This is a genomic window from Micromonospora sp. NBC_01796 (assembly GCF_035917455.1).
GTDB lineage: Bacteria > Actinomycetota > Actinomycetes > Mycobacteriales > Micromonosporaceae > Micromonospora_G.
In genome coordinates this window covers 7,351,382-7,371,395 of sequence record NZ_CP109078.1, presented here as the reverse complement: position 1 = coordinate 7,371,395, position 20,014 = coordinate 7,351,382, and the positions used below count along the sequence as shown (strand labels likewise).

Genomic DNA, 20,014 nt, shown 5'->3' with positions numbered 1-20,014 from the left:
GCGTGACCCGTACGTCTGATCAGCCTGTCCAATGCACGACCCCGGATGTGTCATTTCCCGACGGATCTGGGCATCGGCGCAGATCCGGGTGGCCTGAGTGGACGAATGGCGCTACCTTCGGGTCGCGAGACACGGCGCATGAGCTTTCATGCGACCCAAGGGGAGGCTCCCCTGGGCGGGGGGCGTTACAGAGGAGCGGGGTGAATCCACCTTGACGGATACTCCAGGCGTTGGCCAAGTGCACGCTACGCAGGACCAGCTCAACGCGATGGCGCAGCGGTGCCAGGACACCGGGGAGCGGCTTGCCACGGGAATGGCGCAGTTGCTCGACCGCATCACGTCGCTGAGTGGTACCGGCATGGCCGGTTCGGCCAACAACGCACTGCAACTGGTCTCGGGTGACCTCAACGAAGGCCTGACGAAGATCCTGAACGCGCTGGACGGCCTGTCCGGCAAGATCAGCGACGCCTCGACGCAGTTCGGGGTTCAGGACGAGGATGCGGCGACGGAGATCCGGGCCGCCGCCGAGGGGACCGGAAACAGCGCCGTCATCAGCGCGCTGCGCGGCTGACCTCGGCGACTGAGGTCCCTACTGGTGGTCGAGAACAGTCGAAAGGTGACACACCAATGAGCATTACCTACAACTTCGGCGCGATCGGCGATGTGGCGACCGCGATCGGCACCTACCAAGGCAACCTGGACGTCGAGCTGGGGGAGCTCTACAACGCCTTCCAGCAACTCTTCGCCAACGACTGGTCGGGCTCCGCCGGCCAGGCGTGCGACCAGGCGCAGGCACAGTGGAACCAGGGCGCCACCGAAATCAAAGAGGCGTTGGCCCGCCTCGGCATGAAGCTCGGCGCGTCCGCCGAGCGCATGCAGGAGGTGGACAGCAGGATCTCGGCCAACTTCTGAGGCGCCCGCTGACCGGACGACTCACGAAGAGATGTCCCGGCGAGGTGGTACGCCTCCTCGCCGGGATCGTCGGCTGCGGCGGCTGGCCGACGGGTAATACGCTGTTCCGTGCCCCCGCAGTCGTGACGTAGGGCGGTCGGGCACATCGCGGTTCTCGGGGGAGGCACGATGGGGGTTCCAAGGGAAGACCAGGTCGGTGGGACGCCTTCGGACTACAGGTCGTTCGGTGACAAGGTCAACGTCGAGGTCACCGATCTGGTCAGCTACTTCGAGGAGCTGAGTTCGCTCTCCGGGCAGGCCAGCGGGGCGGCCGCTACGGCGATGTCCCAGATGAACATGCTGATCATGACCGGGTTGGCGACCTCGGACGACGGCGAGGCGTTCCCCGAGGGACTGCAGGCGGCCCGTTTCATGAACCACCGGCTCAGCGACTTCCAACACTTCAGCGCCGACGTGACCGAGGGAGTCCGCAACATCGGCTCGGCGGCGGCCGTCGTGGCCGAACTGTACGAGAACTCCGACAGCGAGAACGCGGCGAACGTCGCCGACATCGGCTTTGTCTTCTCCGAACCGGGAGCGAACCCGCCACGCGGCTTCCGCAAGGTCGAGAGCTGGTCGGAGTACGAGCAGCGGCTGGCCGACGAAGCCGGCCCGGTGCCGATGGCGTCGATGGGCGACGGTGTTCCCGTCAGCTTCACGCAGACCGTCGCGGCCGGCCTCACCTATTACTACTACTCGGACGGCTCCTACCGGGTCGTGCAGTATCGGACCGAACCCGGTACCTCGGCCTGGACGAGCGAGTCGCAGGTGTTGACGACCACCGTCTACGGGGCCGACCGGCAGGTCATCTCGACCGTCACCGAGCAGAGCTACGCCGTACGCGGCACCCCGGTGAACAGCGTCACCACCAGCCGCGGGAACGACCAGAACGGCAGCACGTCGACCACGACGACGACCAACAACCCCGACGGCAGCATCACGGTGACCAACGAGAGCAGCAGCACGGTCGAGGGCCAGCGGCGCGAATCGGAGCCCACCACGACGACTGTCGAACGGGACCAGCACCGCGAGGGCGGCACGCAGGGACCGGTGGAAAACGTCTCCGAGCAGCTCGATTCCCACGGCATGGACCACACCGTCCGCGAGTACGGCGCCGGGTACTGAGGAGGAACCGTGGCGGGCGAAGAGGAGTACTTCGGCTACACGTCGGCGCAGAACGAGCAGCTGCAGCTCAACCGGCAGATGGCCCGCCGGATGGGCGAGGACATCCGGCACTACCCGCCCCCGGCCAGCGGCGAGTACATCGAGCCCACACGCAACTGGGACACGGAGGAGGGCAGGGTCCTCTCCTCGAACGAGGAGAAGCAGGCCTTCTACGCGGACAGCATCGAGAAGATCCGCAAAAGGATCATGGCGCAGGACGCCACGGTGGTCCGCCAACTGGCCGACCAGTGGTACGAGGTCAGCCGGGTCCTCGACGACCTGCGGACCCGGGTGTTGCACGCGTCCACGAAGCTCAAGGACGGCAGCAACGGCAAGAACGGCTGGACCGGCCAGGGCGCCGACGCCTTTCTGGCCCGTGGACCGGGCGCGACCCTGATGTCCCTCGACGCGTGGGAGGACGCGGCCGTCACCAACTGGCTCGGCACGCTCGCCCTCGCCGGTGTGATCGTCAGCCGCCAGGCGGAGATGACCCAGCTCTGGCAGCGGTACGAGCAGGGCATGGAGGACATGAGCTCACGGTGGCTGCAGTCCAAGGGGTACGACTCGGTGGACGACCTCATCCCGGGCACGCCGTACGCGGACCAGTACGTCACCTTCATGCGCGACAACCAGCTCCGCTGGAACTGGGAGGCGCAACGGGTCCAGTACGGGATGGCCCGGGACTACTGGTCGGTGATGAACGAGGACCTGGCCGGCGGCAGGGCCACCGTCTACGAGGGACCCACCGACGCTGTTCGGTTCAACCCGGACTTCATCGCCCGCCACAAGCTGGGCGAGTTGGGCCTGCCGAACATCAACCCGCCGCGCGTGAATCCGAACATCACCGGCCCGAACATCACCGGGACGAAGGTCGTCCGTCCGGACGTGACGCCGCCGCAGGTGACGCCGCCGAAACTGACCGGACCGAACATCACGGCCCCGAACGTCGTCCCGGATCTCACCGCTCCGAACGTGACCCGCCCGGACCTCACCGCCCCGAACATGACGGCGCCGGTGGCCGGTCTGCCCGTGCCACCGCCTGTGGTGGCGCCCGTGCCGCCCGCCGTCCCGCGGACGCTGCCGTCGGGCCCGACAGCCGCTGGTGCACCGGCGTTGCGGCCGGGCGGTCTGCCGCCGGCCATCGGTCGGGGCCTGCTGAGCAACCTGCCCGGCGGCGGAGTGTCGAGCGTGCTGCGCGGATCCGGCGGCCCGACACCCGTTTCCGGCGAGGGTCTGCCGCCGTCGATGCCGCAGTCACGCGCCGGCCAGCCACCGCCGCCACAGGTCAGGGGGCGTGGGCCAGCCGAGGGAGGTCCGGCCTCGCCGGCCAACCCGCAGGGGAACAAGCGGGGTCCTGAGGCGCCGACCCCGGCCGTTCCGGGCGGCCCGAACCCCACGAACCAGTTCGGTGCCCCTCCGGCGGCGCCGTCCTCCCCGGTGCTGCGCAATCCGCGTGCCACACCGCCACCGCCCGGCGTACGGGCCGGCGGTCCCCGTCGCGGCGGCGCCGCCGTACCGGGGATGCCACCGACTCCGCAGGTTCCCGGCGCCGCCGCGCGTCGGTCCGATGCGGCACCACCGGTGTTGGCCCGGTCCCGGCCGAAACGCCCGCAGGGAGCCGAGCCCGTCCTTCCCCCGGTTCCCTCCGCCGGGTCGGACGCCCCCGCCAATCCCCTGGCCCCGCCACCGCCGCGCACGACCCCGGTCGTCGGTCGAGCCACCCGTCCCACCCCGGGCCAGCGGCAGCCGTCCGACCCGAGCTCGGGTGTGGTGCGCGGCCAACGGCGGGCCGCGTTCTCCGGCCAGTCCGGTGAGATAACGTCGCGCAAGATGTCGACCGAGCAGCCGCCGGTCGACCCGGCGGAGCGCGAGATCGACAAGATCCGCAAGATTCTTGACCAGGAGGGCGTGTGGACCGTCGAGACCCCGGGCGGTGGCGTGCTGGACGGCGTCCGGCCGACCACTGCGTCCGTGGAACCCAAACCGACCCTCGGCACGTGACCGCCCGGAGAGTCCGCTCCTGGACGACGGTGGTTGCGCTGGCGGCGGCGGTGCTGGTCGCGGCCGGTGGTTGCGGGGACGCGGATCCGTCGACCGAGAGTGAGCCAGGCAGGGCGCTGACCCTGCCGCCGAGGCCGTCGCAGACCACGGCCGCGCCCGCCGCGCCCGCAGACCAGGGGCCGGTCTACGTGCCGAGCGGTAACCTCTGTGAACGGGCTGACCTGGCAGCGCTGGCAGAGGTCTATCCGAAGGCCGAGACCCCGCTCGCCGCCACCGCGCGGCTCTGCGACACGTCCCGGTCGTCGGACACCTCGGTCGTGACCCTCTCGGTCGACGCGGAGCTACTCAAGGACGGGCGTTGGGCGAAGGAGTACTTCGAGACCGCGCGTCGGTTGGCGAAGACCTCGACCACGGACGTGCCCGCGGCCGGCGCGGGCGCGTTCTGGACCGGCGACGAACGGGGCGTCGAGCTGTTCAGCTACCACGGCAATCTCGTGCTGCAGATCCGCCTGCGCGTCGTGCGCGACCAGGATCGGCTACCGGCGGACGCCGTCGACCGGGTCGCCCGCGTCGCCGCCGGCACGTTCGCCCGTCTGGCTCCGTGACCGACACCGACTCGGGCAGTCAGCCGCCGGGCGCCCGGTTCGCGATGAGTGTCATCCACCCCGGGTCACCGGTCCTACGAGTCCGTTACCGGCAGGGTGTGCTGGTCACGCCGTACGGCTACCCGGACTGGGCGCTCTGCGCCCGGGCGGTGGTGGAACTGCCGCCTCCCGTGCCCGGGCTGAGCCGCGACGAGGTACGGGTGGTGGACGTACTCGCGGCGAACGCGGCAATGGCCCGCTGGGCGGCGGAACCTGACGGCGACCCGCTCTGGGTGATATCACGGGAGCGGCATCGGACCGTACCGACCCCGGTCGGTTGGTGTTGGGCACACGTCGCACTGACCCGGCAGCTCGCGCTGGTGCCGATCGAACTGCACGGCTCGTTCCGGCACGGGGGCGGGCTGAGCACGTTACCGGTCGCCGGGCGCGGGCTACGACTCGACGAGCGGCCGGTGCCCGTGGCCGCCGGTGCGTCCGAGCCCGTTCCCGAGGAGATGGTCGCCCTGTTGGAAACGGCGTTGGGTTGGCCGCTGCCGGAGGCGTACCGGCGGTTCCTGGCCGCGACCAACGGCGCCGGACCGGCGGGCCCCGGGGTGCTGCCCGGCCATGGTTTCGTCGCCGACCAGCCGCTGTTCGGCATCGCCCGCGAGGACCGGCATCAGGACCTGTCCTACCTGGTGCAGTGGCTGCGTGACCGGTTGACCGTCGACTTCCTACCCATCGGGTACGTGCAGGGCGGACTGCTCGCGGTCCGGGTGTCCGGCGGCGACCTCGACTCGGTCTGGTACCTGGACGACGACGACCCGCGCGACCGTGACGGCTACGACGCGGAATACATCTGCGCGAACCTCCTGCGGCGGTGCGCCGACAGCATCGACGACTTCTGGGCGCGGCTCGTCCAGCCGTCCCGGGCCCTGCTCGCGATCGCCGAGTCCTGGGTTGACGCCGATCAGGTGATCGAGGTCCGCGCCGACCCGGTCGGAGCGGGGTTACCATCGCGGATGAAGGCGCCGTGGCAGCCGCCGGTGGAAACGGGGCGTGACACGTTGGTTGCGCTGTTCGAGGCCCGATGACCACGGAAAGTCGATGACGATGGGAACTGGGTGACAGTGGAGCCCGGCATGGACCGGCCGACGGCCCCCTGGGCGCCGGCGAACGAGGTGGAACGCCGGTTACGCGATGCCGCCGACGCGGGCGACATACCCGAGCTGATGGGCATCCTCGCCGGTGCGCCGCTGTACCTGCCCGGGTTCCGCGACGACGGTGGGCCGGCGGACGGGGTACGGCAGCGCCTGCTGACCCGGGACCGCGACGGGGTTCCCTACCTGCCGGTCTTCACCTCACCCGAGGCACTGCACCGTACGGTCACCGCCGACGGGTGGCGCCCGACCAGCCTCTCGGAGCTGGCCCGGACCATGCCGTCGGGTTGGGGGCTGGCGGTCAACCCGGTCAGCCCGATCGGCGTCCTGGTCGCGCCGGAGGACGTACCGACGTTGGTGCCGGACGCGGCGGCGCTGGCCGCCTTCGTCCCGGCCACGGAACTGGAAGGGTTGCTGCGCGACGCGCTCGCCGCCCTCGACGGTGAGGTACTGCTCGATCTGCTGGTCATCGCGCGGGTGACCGTGCCGACCCAGGCCGTGGACGTGGACGGCCTACCGACGATTCCGGTGTTCACCAGCTCGGAGCGGTATCACGATTTCTTTGCCGGACACGGCTTGGACCTAGCGACGGTCGATCTCGACCTGGTGGCGGTGGTGCGGCAGTGGCCCGAAGGGGACTTCCGGCTCGCCGTCAACCCGGGCTCGCCGATCGCCTTCTCGCTGGGCGGCGACCGGGTCCGGGGACTGCTGACGTACGCGGCCGAGCTGGCCCACCGTCGTACCGGCAACCCGCCACCGGCACCGCCGGCCACCGAGACCGGGGCGCCCGAGCCGCCGATTCCTCAGCAGCGGGTCGGTGGTGTCGCCGACCTGCTGCGAGGCGGGGACGGCTGAGCACCGGATCGGGCGGACGTCATCTATTGTCGAAACAGGTCGTCGTCGGTGGAGGGAATCGGTGCGACCGATACGGGGAGGTGCGCGCGTGGAACGAGAACGTCCGCAGTGGTCGGCGATACGCGGCGTCATCGACGGCCTTCAGCGCACACTCGAAGACGCGACGCAGACCCGCCAGCAGGTCATGGAGATCACGGGAACCGCATGGTCCGACGATCGCATGATCAAGGCCGTGGTCGGCCCGCGTGGCCAGCTCATCGAGCTCGAGATCGATCCCCGGATCTACCGCACCCCCAATTCCAAGGCACTGTCCGCGTCGATCCTCTCCACCGTCCGCGCAGCCGTCGAGGAAGCCAATCGGAAGACCCGCGAGGTCATGGACCGGGTGATGCCGAAAACCGACGGGTTTCTCCCCAAGACGGACTTCGACGTGATGCTGGACAACCACGACGCCGACCTGCCACAGGCGATGCGCAAACGGGAGGAGGAGGGGCATGGGTACGTTTCTTAACGTCGACGGGGATCCCAACGAGGTGGCCGGCACCGGCGCGGTGCTCAGGTCGATCGCCGAGTCCTTCAAGACCGAGACCCAGGCGATACTCGGCGACATCAACGCCGTGCACGCCGAGCGCCCGTGGGGTTCGGACGAATACGGTAACGCCTTCGAGACGACGTACTACGCCGTCCCCGCGGGCGCCGAGGAGCCGTTGCCGGACATGGTGCAGACCGGCCTGTCGCGAGCGGGGGAGGGCCTGTCCCGCGTCGGCGACGGCACGATCCTCGCCATGACGGAATACCAGGGCACCGACACCGACAACGCCACCCGGATCGACGAGACGAACGTGTAGTGGGCTGCTGATGGGCGACACCGTCGAGATCTACCTGAGCTATTCGGGTCCCGGGCCGCGCCTGGCTCACCGGGTGGCCGAGACCCTGGACCTGACCGGTTACTTCCACTCCGGCGAGGGCTACGTGTTCCCGGTCGACGCCCGGCCGCTGATCGGGGTCGACGGTTGGGGGCAGTTGACCCTCGACGCGGTTGACCGGGACCCGGATGCCGGGTTCGGTGACGGCGCCGGGTCCGACGAGGAAGTGACGGCGTACGCGCCGTACGGCTTCGAGTTGTCGCTCGACTTCCGGGGGCCGCAGGAGCAGCTCGGCCGGGCGATCTTCGATCGGCTGACCGGCCTGGATCTGTCGATGGCCTACGGCGACTACCTGCGGATTCTCGCCGACTTCCGGCCACAGCGGGGTACCAGGGAGTTCCCACCCGACACCCCGGCCGACGGGACGGGCCAACGGGTCTGGTCGGACCTGACGCCGGCCGCCGCGCCGAGCGGCGATCCGCTGGTGTCCGGCGGCCCCACGACCGGTGGCCGGGTCGCCGTCTTCGACACCGGCACGCTGCTCCAGATTGTCCCGATGGTGGCTGACGACGGGCGGTGGCGTTGGTCCGGGCCGGTCGCCTCGGTCCTCCGTACGCTCGGGGACGACGATCTCGGTGTCGTCCTGGACGCCGCGCTACATCCGCGGGTCGGCTCGGGGCACGTGGGGCGGGAGGTCATCGAGTCGGCCGCGTTGACCAGCCGACTGTCCGTCGAGGACCTGCTCCGGGGCCGGGGATCGATCGAAGTCCGGGTCGAGTCCGGGGAATGGGTCGCGGTCGCGTGCGGGCCGAGTCCGGTTGTCGGCGACGCGCCCGGCCCGGTGATCGACGGCTTGGTCGGAGGTCACTCCGCCGACGCACCGCCGGAGGCGCTCGGCGGCCTGGTGCGTGACCTGCTCGACCAGCTGGCTGCCCGGCTCGGTGCGACGGGCCGATCCTAGGACCCGGTCCGCCGGTGAATCGTCGGTGAACGCGTGTGACGATGAGCGCCATTGTCAGGTGGCCGCAGTGACAGGGAGGTGTCTGGTGGATGGGGACCGGCTGACCGCTGCCGTGGAGCGCTACATCCTGACCCCGCACGAGAATGTCGTCAACCGGCGGGACTGGCCGGACAGCGTGGCCATCAAGACCAACCGGGGCTGGTACGACGCCCAGCCCGCCGACTGGCTCATTGCCCGGGAGCCCTGGGTCGACCAGGCATTCCGTCTGGTCCTGGACGATGCCGTCGAGGACGCCGCGTCGCGTACCTTCGGTCTGATCCTGCAGCGCGACGGCGGGGTGCTGCACGTCAACGACCAGGCCACCATGCGCGGGTTGGGGGGCCGGTTGGGCGACGACCTGGACCCGCTCGCCTACGCGGAACTGCTCGCCGAGTTCTACTCCGGCCCCGACATCGACCGCCCCGTGGTCGCCGCCCAGGCCGCGAGCGCGTTCACGAAGGCCGGTTGGTTGGTCCACAGCGTCGACCAGATCCTGGCGGAGTTTCCGTTCCTGGACCCGGAGGTGGTGAGCCCGCCGAGGGTGCGCCAGGTCGCAGGACGGGTCGAAATCACCTTCCACTCCTGTCATTACCACCTGGACGTCAAGGGCGAGGTTGACGTCCTGCGCTGGAACGTGGCCGGTGGACCCGGCCAGGAAGTCGGTTGGCTGCGGGAGTACGTCGCGAGAGACGTCAGCCGTCCGTAAGTGACAGCAGGGCGGTCACGCACTGGGGGACCCGGGACATCGAGGGGAGGTTCACTTGGGCGACAACGTCGCGGAGGACGGAGCAGACGCCGCCCTGGAGGCCGTACGCCAGTGCATGATCCAGATCAACGAGTGGATCCCCGTACTCGGTGACTTCCTCGACATGATCACGCAGTGGCCGGAGGCGCGGCACAGCCGCCTGTTCGACCTCGCCGACTCCTACCTGCAGGCCGCTGAGCTCTACGGCGCCCACCTCGAGGAGTTGCAGGACTACCTGGGCGACTTCGACGCGTGGCAGGGCGACGGGGCGGCCCAGGTCGCCCGCGAGCAGTTCCAGGCGTACTTCGCCGAGACCGCAGGCATGGCCGAGTTGCTCGGTGCGGTGCAGCAGACGGTGCACGCCAAGGCGCTCGAGATCGAGACCATGAAGTGGATGGCCGTCGTCACGCTGGTGATGATGGCGGTTGCGCTGATCCAGGCCATCCTCACGATCTGGACGGGCATCGGCGGCGTGGCCGGGTTGGTCGCGATCGTCACCGCCAGGCAGTCCATCGTGCAACTGGCCCGTCAGTTGGTCACGAAGCTCTGGCAGGAGACGGTGAAGGCCGGCGTACGGCAGTTCACCCAGAATCTCGCGAGGAACGCCGGGCGGGCCGCGCTGCGTGGCGGGATCATGTACGCCGGTGTGATGGGCGGGATCAAGGGCGGGATCCTGCTCATACAGGCCGCCGAGGGCCACGATCCGTTCACCGAGGGCTGGGCGACCAGGTTCGGCGTCGAGCTGGTCGACAGCTTCATCGCCGGCGCGATCGGGGGTCCGCTGACCCTCGGGATCCACAGCCGGGTCATGGAGGCGGTTGCGTTCGGCCTCGGCCAGACCGTCGACAACGTCCTGCAGTACGGCCGGGACCGCATGCTGGACGCGGCCGGCCTGGCCGACTGGGCGCAGCGCAACCACCTCTACAGTGGGATGACGCTGGACAACCTGCTCAGTGCCGTCACCCCGGCGGCGTTGATCGGTGAGATCGTCAGTGAGGGCCGGCGCCCCGGTGCTCGGCCGGATATCACCCCCACGGTCGGGCAGGGCGCCCGGAACCTGTTCGGCAACACGAACGCGCCCACGCCGGCGCCGAGCAATCTCGCTCCGCCGGCGGTTCTGCCCACTCAAGCGGTCCTGCCCACTCCGGCGGGCATCCCGTCGGGATCGGCGACGAACACACCCGCCTCGGCAGCGACGGGCGTCTCCAACACCGGCGCGGGCGCGGCGACTGGCACGACCGGGGCACGGACGACGCCCGCCGTACCCGCCGGAGCACCCGTGTCGACTGGAGCACCCGCCCCCTCGGGTAGCACCACAACGACATCGTCCGGTTCGAGCACTTCGACAACCTCGACGACCAGCGGATCGACCTCGACCGGCCGCGACTCCACGGTCAACTCCACAGCCACACCCACCCCGCCGGCTACCGGCACCGATCCCGGGCCGGCGAGTCCACCGCCTGGCGAACGATCCGTCGTGACGCCGACCCCGGCCACGCCGACCCCCAGCGCGCCTACCACGCCGACGCCGGACGCCAACCCTCCGGTCTCACCCGAGGCGGGCAGCCGGCCGGACCCGACCGTCGCAGGCCCGACCACCGGCACCGGCGACTCCGTCCAGACGCCCCCCGGCACCGACGCACCCGCGACCCCTGACTCGACCACGTCCCCGACAGCGGACCACACGGTCGCGGACGGCGACCGCACCCGCGACCCGGACGTGCCGGCGCAGACCGGCCCGGTGACGACAGCCGATGGCCCGCCACCACCCCAATCGGATTCCACCACCGACGGCGTCGTCTCCACTTCGGAGAGGTCGGCCGGGGCACCGCCACCGGACTCGGTGGACGGCGGCCACCGCACGGATGGATCCGACCAGCGCAGCGTCGACGGGCAACCACCCGGTTCGACCACACCGTCGGCCCCCGACAGCGCCCGAACCGACTCGGCCCGCAGCGAGCCGCCGGCCTCGACGTCCCAACCCAGTGGAGACGGGGGTACGGGACGCGCGGAATCGCGTTGGCAGGAGTGGAAACAGCGGATCGAAACGCGGATCGAAACGCAGTACGCGCACGGCGTCGCCGAGCACTTCGGCCGGTCGCCCGACGGCGCGGACCCGACGACCGGGTCGGCGCCACCGCTGACACCCGACCTGGTACAGCAGGCACTGAACACCCGCCCGGAAAACCTCAACCGGTACGGCGAACGCCTGCGTGGCTTCATCGAGCAGAACTTCACCCGAGTCGACGAAACCGGCACCCGTCGCCCGCTCAACGCGACCGAGATCGACGCCCGGCTCGAACAGATGCGCGGCGAGGGACACAGTCCCAACCCTCCGGCTACCCCCACCGACACACCCGAGCCCGACAGCGCCACCCGGACCGATCCTGCGGAGGGTGTCGACCGGACGGATCCTTCCGAGGGCGCGGCTCGGCCCGATCGCGAGACCGCAGGCCAGCAACCGAACGGTACGCCCCGACCCGAGGTCGAGGCCGGCCCCGTTCCCGAGGGTGGAAGCAGGTCCGAGCCAGCGCCTCAACCAGACGGAGCGGCGCGGCCCGAAGCTGAGACGGGACCGCAGCCCGAATCCGATACCCGGCCGGACGGAGCGGCCCGGGCCGAAGCCGAGACGGCATCGCGGCCCGAAGCCGATACCCGGCCCGACGAAGCAGCTCGGCCCGAGGCCGAGACGGGACCGCGACCCGACGCGACGCACACCGCCGAATCCGAGCTGCGTCCGACCGACAACCTCGGCCCCAACTTCCCGTCGCCGGACGGACGGACCGGCGCGGACCTGCCCCGGCAGGTCCGCGACCTGGTCGACCAGGCCCGGCAGCGGTTGCTCGACAACTATCCGGAGCATGCGGTCGCCGGCCGTCTCCGCGATCTCGACGACATCGCGAGGGTCGCCGATCGCCTGCAGGACAGCGCCGCCCGGGCCCGGGTCACCGGCGACACCCGCGACCTGGTTCGTCAGGTGCGCGAACTCAGTTCTTCGGTCAACCAGTACTCCGACCGATACCGGAACTGGCACCACCCCACCCGACCGGACCTGCCGGCTGATCCGGGTTGGCGGGACCTCGACGGCGTCGACCCCCTCAACTCGGTGGAGATGGCCAACCGGGCCGCGTCCATCGACCCCGAGACCCACCGGTTCCACGTTATCGACCAGGCCATCGCGATCGCGAAGATCGGTGATGTGCTGGGTCCGGAGTTCGAGGTCCACGCCAGGCGTACCTTCGAGCGGACCGTACCGATGGACATGCGTCACGCCGCGGAGGTCCTGTCCCCCGCAGACGCGTCGCATCTCGCGGAGAGCATCAACGGCAACAGTCGCGGTTTCTACGACTCACGCCTCGGCATCACCTTCGTCAACCCGACGGGTGCGGCAAGACATCCGATAACCGGTGAGTCGATCACCGTACCTCGGCCGATCAGCGCCATCGCTGCGACTGTCGTGCACGAGGGTATGCATGCGATGCAGCCCAACATGGCCCTGGTCTCCGACCTGGTCAGGGACAGTATGTCGGGAGCCGAGGCACGTCGGCTGGTGCAGCAGCTCAGGTTGGAGCGGGAGTTCCAGGCGTTCTCGGTGCAGCAACGGTTCATGCACGGGCTGACCGGTTTCCGGTCCTCGGATCCGCAGGTCGATCCCCGTATCCCGAGTACGGACGGGTACCGGGACACGGCCGCTCTCACCCCTCGGCAACTGGTGGACGACCTCATTGTCCGCTACCGGATCGACCCGAGCGCGGTGCCGGAGAGTCTGGTCTCGCAGCTGCGGGAGCTCACTCCGGAACAGGTGACCGAGCAGGCCCGTACGGCCATCGCCGAATCCACCCACCCCCAGCCCGACCAGCGCCGGCAGGGAGGTCTGCACGGCCCGATCACCGCCCACGTCTTCGATTCGCAGGGCTGGGACCTGGAGCGAATCCAGAGCCGCCAGGGAGAGATGGCACTCGCGCCGCTCGCCGACGGAACCACCGGAGTCGGCCACCCGGATCCCACCCAGTCGCCCACCGGGGACAACGGCCCTGACGGAGAACACCGATCCGGCGGTGACAACCGGCCCGACCAGGAGAACCCGGTCGGTGGCGACGGCAGGGTCGAGGGCGAGAACGGCCCGGAAACCTCACGGCGCCTGCATCTCCCACCCGAACGGTTCGGACCACTGGATCCGCAGCAGCCCGGACCCATGGGCGAGTCCTACACCCCTGGGGTTCACGACCGACACGACGGCACTGCGCAGGGGTTCGATGCCCGCGAACGCGAGACGGCCGCGCTCCGGGCCGAAGAGGGAAGGCTCGTCACCAGGCTGCCCGTACACTCGCTCAACCACGCCGGGTACCGATCGCTGGAGGCGTTGGAGCGAACCGGACCCGACGACCCGGGCCGGGGGGTGGAGTACAAGGACGTCGGCCGGGACACCAGGTCCGCCGTCGACGACCAGGTCCGGCGCGGGTTGGACAAGTTCAAACCGCAGCCCGACGGCACCCGTCTCGCCGGTGACGTCGTCGTTGACGGACGCGCAGCCGGCCTCGGCCGGGACAACGCGGTGAACTCTCTCCGTTCCCGACTGGGCCGGATGCTCGCCGATGGCGACCAACGGCTCGGGCAGGTCGGTCGGATCGACGTCTACCTCGGTGACGGCAGCCGCGTCAGCCATGCCGACGGTCGGATCACCCACCACACCGACGAGGGCGAGCGGGTGATCGGCGAGTGGGACGCCGACGCCCGGAGATTCGTGGAACCGCCGGGACGGATGCCGGAGGGCGGCAACGACCCGGACCCGGCAATAGAACGCGAGGACTCCGGAGCCCCCGGGGACGGGACCACCGAGCAAGGCGGAGGTCCGACAGATCGGGTACCGGACCACGCCGCACCGCCGCCGGACCCGACCACGGACCCCCCTTCAGATCCCACGGCGCCCGTCGACCCCGGCCACCGTCCGGGCAATTCCCCGCTCGGGGGCGGCAGGCCACCGTTGGCATCGACCCGGACGGTCGGTCCGGCGAATCTCGGACAGATCGAGGACGTTCAGCACCAGCGGGACGTGGCCGACAGCCTCCGGACCGAGAACGGCTACACCGTGCTCGCGAACCCGTCGAACCATCCGTACGGGCAGCTGGTCAACGACGGTGGACCGGAGGTGCCCGGCCGGAGCAACAACTGTCTCGACTGCTCGCTGTCGGCGCTGTCCAGCTTCTACGGACATCCCGAGGTCTCCGCGCCCCGCTGGCCCGACCGACTCGCGGACGGTTCGATCGACCGGATCACCGGCGAGGCGGACGGGCCCAGACGTGCTGTCGACTGGCTGGGCGCGAACTGGACCGGCCCGGACAGCACCATGCCCGTCGACCCCGCCGGCCGAGCCGTCGCCATCGCCGACCAGTACCGGGTCCTGCACCAACAGGTCGCCGACGCCGGTCCGGGAGCGTCGGCCGTGGTCGTCATGGACTGGTTGCACGTCGACTCCTCCACCGGCCAACCCGCCACGGACGCGGACGGGGCCGTGCAGAGTCGGGGCGGGCACGCCATGGTTCTGGTCTACCCGGACGGCGCGGACGGCCCGGTCTGGTGGGACCCGCAGAACGGCCGCACGTGGATCGAGCCGCCGCCCAGTTACGTCGCCGCCACCCACACCCTGTGGTCGATCCGCGGCGATGGCCTGGGCAGCAGTTCACTGCCCGATACGTCAGGCGTGGTCGGGCAACCCGACGGCGGTGTCAACAACAGCGAGGGAACAGATCATGGATCAGCGTCCGGAGATAACCGAGGATCAGGCGAGGGAGTTGATGACCCGACTGGTCGGGGCCGGCACGCAGATAGCGCTTCACCCGTTCGAGCTCGGTTGGCTGGCACAGGAGATCCTGTCGGAACAGGAGCGTGGCCGGGGGATGCACATCGGCCAGGGGAACTACATCATCGACCGGACGGGCGTGATCACAGTCCATCCGAGTCTGCCGATACCGGTGGTGATCGAGCAGTACGTCGAGGCCCGGAGGCGAGGGCAGCCGACTGGCCAGCAGATCTGGCCAGAGACGGATGGGACACCTCCGCACCGGTAACCGCATCCGACGGCACCCGGACGGCGTACTCCGGACCCGAAGGGTGGCCGGACCAGACGCCCGACGCGACTCCGGAGTCGTCGAGGGACGCCACCCGGGGCTGGCCGGATGACCGTGGCGCGCCCGCCTGGGACAGTTGGCGCCACGACCCCGATCCGGTCCGGGCCGACCAGCGTGTCGCACCGGACCCGGTCGCACGGGCCGAGCAGCCGGGCGTGCTGCGGCGGATGCTCGACGGTCTCCGCCAGCTCTTCGGATTCGGCGACCCGCCGGCCCGCATCGCCGTACCGGACACAGCCGCGAATCCGTGGTCGGCGCCCCGCCCGGAGCCGTACGCGACGGACTCGGGCGTGCTCCGGCACGATCAGGGATGGCCCGACAGTACGTCGACCAATGTGCTCTGGCCGGAACAGCCAGCGCCCGACCTGGCCCCCGTACCGGATGCGAGCCAGCCCACCGCGGAGCCGGCGCCGCCGCCGGAGAGTTCCCACGACGAGATCTGGAGTGACCCGCCGTGGCACCGGGAGGGGCGCCCGCCGTCACTGGATGAGCTCATCCCGTCCACCGACGCCGAGATCGCCCGCTGGGGAGACGCGATCCGGGAGGAGTTCGCACGCCACCTCGGCAGCCTGGAGTTCGCCGGCATGCGGCTACGGCTCGATCTGACCGAACCGCACACCTTCAGCGTCTACCGCAACAGCGTGATCGTTCGTGCCGAGATCATCGACCCGAAGCGTGGCAATGTCGGCCGGGCGGTCCGCGAGTTCCGTCGTGATCATGACGGAAAGCTGATCGCCGAGCACGCCTCGTTGAAGGTTTCCTCGACGGTTCACGGCAAGGGAGTCGCCGAAGAGTTCAACCGGGCGATGCGGGACTGGTACAGCTATTCCGGAGTTGACCACATCAGCCTTCGGGCCGCATCCACGGTCGGCGGCTATGCCTGGGCGAGGGCCGGATTCGACTGGCAGCCGGAGACCGGACACCACGCCCGGAATGTCATGCAGCGCCTCGGGATGCAGGTCCGCAGCGCGAACACGGACGCGACCGCGGTGGCCCGGTGGGCGGCCGGTGACACCACGGTCGACATCGACGCCCTGCGCGCCCTCTACCGTGCGACCGACCCGGACGCGATCGTGGCGGAGATCCGCCGACAGCAGGCAGGCGCCCGGGACATTCTCGACCGGGCCGCCCGGCACGAGTTCGGCACCCCCGGCTACCCCAGCCCGTACGAGGTCAGCCGGGCTGGCTGGAACGGGGAGCGTGGGCCGGAGGCGAGCTGGCTCGGCAAGCGGGCGCTGCTCGGTGCCGACTGGCGGGCGTACCAACGGGTCAGCGACGGCGGGCCCTTCCATCCGCGCAGTGCCCACAGCACACCCGCGCCGACACCGCCCGCCGCCACCGACCGGCACCAGACGCGCCGCGCCGTCGGTGAACCTGCTCCCGACTCGCGTGCCCCGGCCGCGCCGGGAAGGACGGTGGACACCACCCACCCCACGCGCGGCGAGCCGACCGATGCCCAGCCCGCGCCGGACGAATCGACCGGGGCGCGAGTCAGGCCACGAGACGACATCCGGGCGATGGAGTGGGCAGCAGAGGCCTACGACCGGTTCCGCGCCGACAACTCCGACGTCCCCGACATCGCCCGTCACCTGGCCGACGTTCAACGGTCGGACGGCCAGGTCGGGTTCACCCGCGCGGAGATCGACCAGATCAAGCAACATCTGATGGTCGAGGAACACCTCCTGGACGACTACGAGGGCGGGCATGTCAGCCAGCGGTTCGCGCCGGACGAGGACATCGCCGAGGCATGGATCCGGTTGCGCGAGGGACGGCACGTGGACGCCGATCTCGTGTTGCTGGAGCACGAACTCGCCGAGTCCAACTACCTGCAGGCCCATCCGGGGGCCACGTACCGTGAGGCGCATACTCACGCCAACCGGTCGCATGACTGGGCGAACGTGGCGCCGGGACGGGCCGGCGAGGATCTAGACAGGTCGTGGGGGGAAGGACGTCCGGATGGCGATTCTCGTGGACTTCCAGAAGGTCGGGGAGGACAGTCAGGAGGTCGAATACGCCTTTGGCTTTCCGGAGATGGATCGCCTGATGGTGATCGAGAAGGCGACGCAGCTGGGCAGACCGCTGGACGGAGTGGAGAACCTCCTCTACCGGAAGGCGTACCAGAAGATAGTGCGGACCCGGCTGGCCGACGGGACGTGGCCGACGAAGGGCGGATACGCGGCGTAACGGAGGAGGCCGGGGGGACACCGACCGCACCCCTGCCGGAGCAGCGCGATGGATTGACCGATACCGCGAGTGATCCGACGAACGTTCGGGATCAGACGGTCCGGGTTCCGTTCGACTTCGAGCGGTTCTTCAACGATCCCCGCTGGGCGGATGAGGCGGCCCGCTTCGAGCATCGGGTGGGGGAGTACTACTTCAACGACCCCGCCACCCTCGACATCGCTCGCGAGGCGGTCGGGAGGTTGCGGGACGTACTTCTGGAACTCACCCCGCGGCGGGCCGACGAGAGCGCGTCCGCGCATGCACAGCGGGTGGAGGGTGCGTTCTTCCGCGATGACGATGAGGGAAGCGCCGGCCAGGTCGGCACCGGTGTCACCCTTGACGAGCTGCTCGCGGAAGGCAACGTCCGGGAGACCGTGACGGCGTTCTACAACGCCGCCTATTACAACCGGGCTTCGCCCACGCTGGCGAGCGCCGTGCTCCACGTGATCGACAACGGGCGGTGGAGCGTCGCTCGGGAGCTGGGACTGGACGTCGACCAGCTCGCCACCATGAGGCGGCAACTTGACGAGCGACTGCACCGGGCGATCCTGGGCCGGATCGAGGCGCGGTTCGACCCCCACAATTTCCGGTTTGCCCGTGACCCGTTCGGCACCGGCAACGTCGTCATGGTCTCCGAGCGCGGCGTGTGGGATCTCGCAGAGTTGTTCCAGAGCCAGTGGACGCGGGACAACCGCAAAGATACGGATCTGGAACGGCTTGGCCTCATCAGGACCCCCGACTCCTACGACGCCGTGGGAGCGCCGCTCGGCCGGTTCGAGCGGGCGTACGTGGAATCGGTGGTGGATGGGCCGCTGACCCCGGACACCCCGCTGCCGTGGCGGGAGGGGGTGACCGCGCACGATACGACCGGGAGCCGGTGGGCCAGACAGGTCGCCGGTGACGGGTTTCCTGTGATCGACGGCATCTCCGCCTCCACCACCCGCATGCTGACCGCGGCGAAATTCCTCGGTCTCGACCCGGCGAAGCTGCAGGGGTTCCTCGGCGCACTGATGGGCTGGATGCTGCCCTGCCGTGACCATTCGCTGTTTGAGATCGCCAGGGGTGCCCAGATCGCCGGCGTCGGACGCCAGGCGCTCGAGCCGAGCGCCCGTACCAACGCAGTGAACTTCTACCGGAACCTGACCGGTCTCGACCTGCACACGCTGCGGACCCGGATCCTGCCGGACGGTCTGTTCCCGCACGAATCCCTCTACCTCCGACATGCCACCGACCCGGACGGGTTCACCGAGACCCAGCACCCCAAGGTGCGGGACACGGCTGCCCGGCTCTGGCCGCAACTACGTGACGGTCACGTCACCGATCCGGACCTCGCCGACTGGCTGAGCCGTAACGGAATCGACCCGGGCGACGTGGCGGCGGTCCGCTCGTTGGGGGAACGACTCTCGGAACCGCACGTGATGGCGCTGACCGTGTACACCCGGCACAGCCACTACCTGATCAACAACGTCATCCGGACCCAACTCTGGACCGCCGGCGTATCCGAGCCGATAGTCCGGGGGAGGATGAAGGACAAGGTCCTCGAACTGGTCTCAAATTACCTGGAGAATCTCCGTACGGGGCAGAAGGCACTGCCATTGCCCTTGGCGCTCCGCCCCGTCCTGCATCTTGGCGAGGGCCACTTGGATTCCCACTCCCCACTCAGCCCGCATGCCAGAGCTTGGGTCGACGCCGCCCGCCGATACGACGCTGCGGATCTGCTGCTGACCGAGCATCCGGCCACTCGCCGCACACCGGAGGTAGACCGAGCTCGAGCCGCACGCGTGCGGGCGGAACATGAGATGGAGACTGCGTGGAGCCATATCCACGCGTCTCTCAACGCACCGGCTGCCCGCCTCTTCGACGAGATGCGCTGGCATGCTGACATGGTGCACGACGCCACGTCACGCCTGCCGACACTCGGTTCGATGCATGCTCCGGCGCTCGCCTATCGAGGTGACTGGATAACGCCGGTACACTCGCCCATCTATGGGTCGCGGCTTTGGCGGAACGGAACGGCACGTGAGTTTCTGAGCGTCAGCCGTCGGCTGGACGTGGCGGTTCGGTTCATGGCAGAAAATCCGGCCAGTGACCGAAGGGTATTCGTCGTCTACCGGCTCAGCGGCATGCAGGCTCGGGATATCTCGGTCTTCTCGTCCTTCGCGGAAGACCAGGAAGCGGTTCTTCCGCCGTGGTCGCGGACCCATCGGGTTGATGCACCGGAACTGGCTGATCGGATCCGGGCCGAACTTGACGAAACTGTCGACGAGATGGTTGCCAACGGAGTAATCCCGGAGGCGCCGCAGGGCTATGAAGTCATCGTCATGGAGGAGAAATAAC

The 20,014-nt window shown here is 69.6% G+C and carries 12 protein-coding genes; all 12 read left to right on the top strand.

The genetic code is table 11. From position 1 onward, the window contains the following. Window positions 1-238 precede the first annotated feature (238 nt). The 12 genes from OIE47_RS32810 to OIE47_RS32755 all read left to right on the top strand — a co-directional run bounded on the left by OIE47_RS32810 (window position 239) and on the right by OIE47_RS32755 (window position 20,013). Window positions 239-571 (top strand): WXG100 family type VII secretion target, encoded by a 333-nt coding sequence (locus tag OIE47_RS32810; RefSeq protein ID WP_326558412.1) that lies wholly within the window; start codon window positions 239-241, stop codon window positions 569-571. A 56-nt stretch (window positions 572-627) separates the two neighbouring features. Continuing rightward, window positions 628-912, top strand: coding sequence for a WXG100 family type VII secretion target (locus OIE47_RS32805; RefSeq protein WP_326558411.1), 285 nt, complete (start codon window positions 628-630; stop codon window positions 910-912). 168 nt (window positions 913-1,080) lie between these two features. Further along, entirely contained in the window at window positions 1,081-2,076 is a 996-nt protein-coding gene (locus OIE47_RS32800) for a hypothetical protein (protein WP_326558410.1), read from the top strand. 9 nt (window positions 2,077-2,085) lie between these two features. Next, window positions 2,086-4,116 carry a hypothetical protein gene (locus OIE47_RS32795; RefSeq protein ID WP_326558409.1) on the top strand — a complete coding sequence of 677 codons (2,031 nt, stop codon included), beginning with the start codon at window positions 2,086-2,088 and terminating at the stop codon, window positions 4,114-4,116. Then, a complete protein-coding gene (locus OIE47_RS32790; RefSeq protein WP_326558408.1) occupies window positions 4,113-4,721 on the top strand; it encodes a hypothetical protein in 609 nt (202 codons plus the stop codon). Before OIE47_RS32795 ends, OIE47_RS32790 begins: the two co-directional genes overlap by 4 nt. Next, complete coding sequence (locus tag OIE47_RS32785) at window positions 4,718-5,794, top strand: SMI1/KNR4 family protein (RefSeq protein WP_326558407.1); 1,077 nt, start codon at window positions 4,718-4,720, stop codon at window positions 5,792-5,794. The genes OIE47_RS32790 and OIE47_RS32785 overlap by 4 nt, the downstream gene beginning before the upstream one ends. A 48-nt stretch (window positions 5,795-5,842) precedes the next feature. Then, a complete protein-coding gene (locus tag OIE47_RS32780) occupies window positions 5,843-6,715 on the top strand; it encodes an SseB family protein (protein WP_326558406.1) in 873 nt (290 codons plus the stop codon). 88 nt (window positions 6,716-6,803) lie between these two features. Then, window positions 6,804-7,226 (top strand): YbaB/EbfC family nucleoid-associated protein, encoded by a 423-nt coding sequence (locus OIE47_RS32775; RefSeq protein ID WP_326558405.1) that lies wholly within the window; start codon window positions 6,804-6,806, stop codon window positions 7,224-7,226. Further along, window positions 7,210-7,563 carry a hypothetical protein gene (locus OIE47_RS32770; RefSeq protein ID WP_326558404.1) on the top strand — a complete coding sequence of 118 codons (354 nt, stop codon included), beginning with the start codon at window positions 7,210-7,212 and terminating at the stop codon, window positions 7,561-7,563. Before OIE47_RS32775 ends, OIE47_RS32770 begins: the two co-directional genes overlap by 17 nt. Window positions 7,564-7,573: 10 nt before the next feature. After that, complete coding sequence (locus OIE47_RS32765) at window positions 7,574-8,542, top strand: hypothetical protein (RefSeq protein WP_326558403.1); 969 nt, start codon at window positions 7,574-7,576, stop codon at window positions 8,540-8,542. 85 nt (window positions 8,543-8,627) lie between these two features. Further along, window positions 8,628-9,287, top strand: a complete 660-nt coding sequence (locus tag OIE47_RS32760) for a hypothetical protein (protein WP_326558402.1) — start codon at window positions 8,628-8,630, stop codon at window positions 9,285-9,287. Window positions 9,288-9,342: 55 nt separating this feature from the next. Further along, window positions 9,343-20,013 carry a toxin glutamine deamidase domain-containing protein gene (locus OIE47_RS32755; protein WP_326558401.1) on the top strand — a complete coding sequence of 3,557 codons (10,671 nt, stop codon included), beginning with the start codon at window positions 9,343-9,345 and terminating at the stop codon, window positions 20,011-20,013. Window position 20,014: the final 1 nt, after the last annotated feature.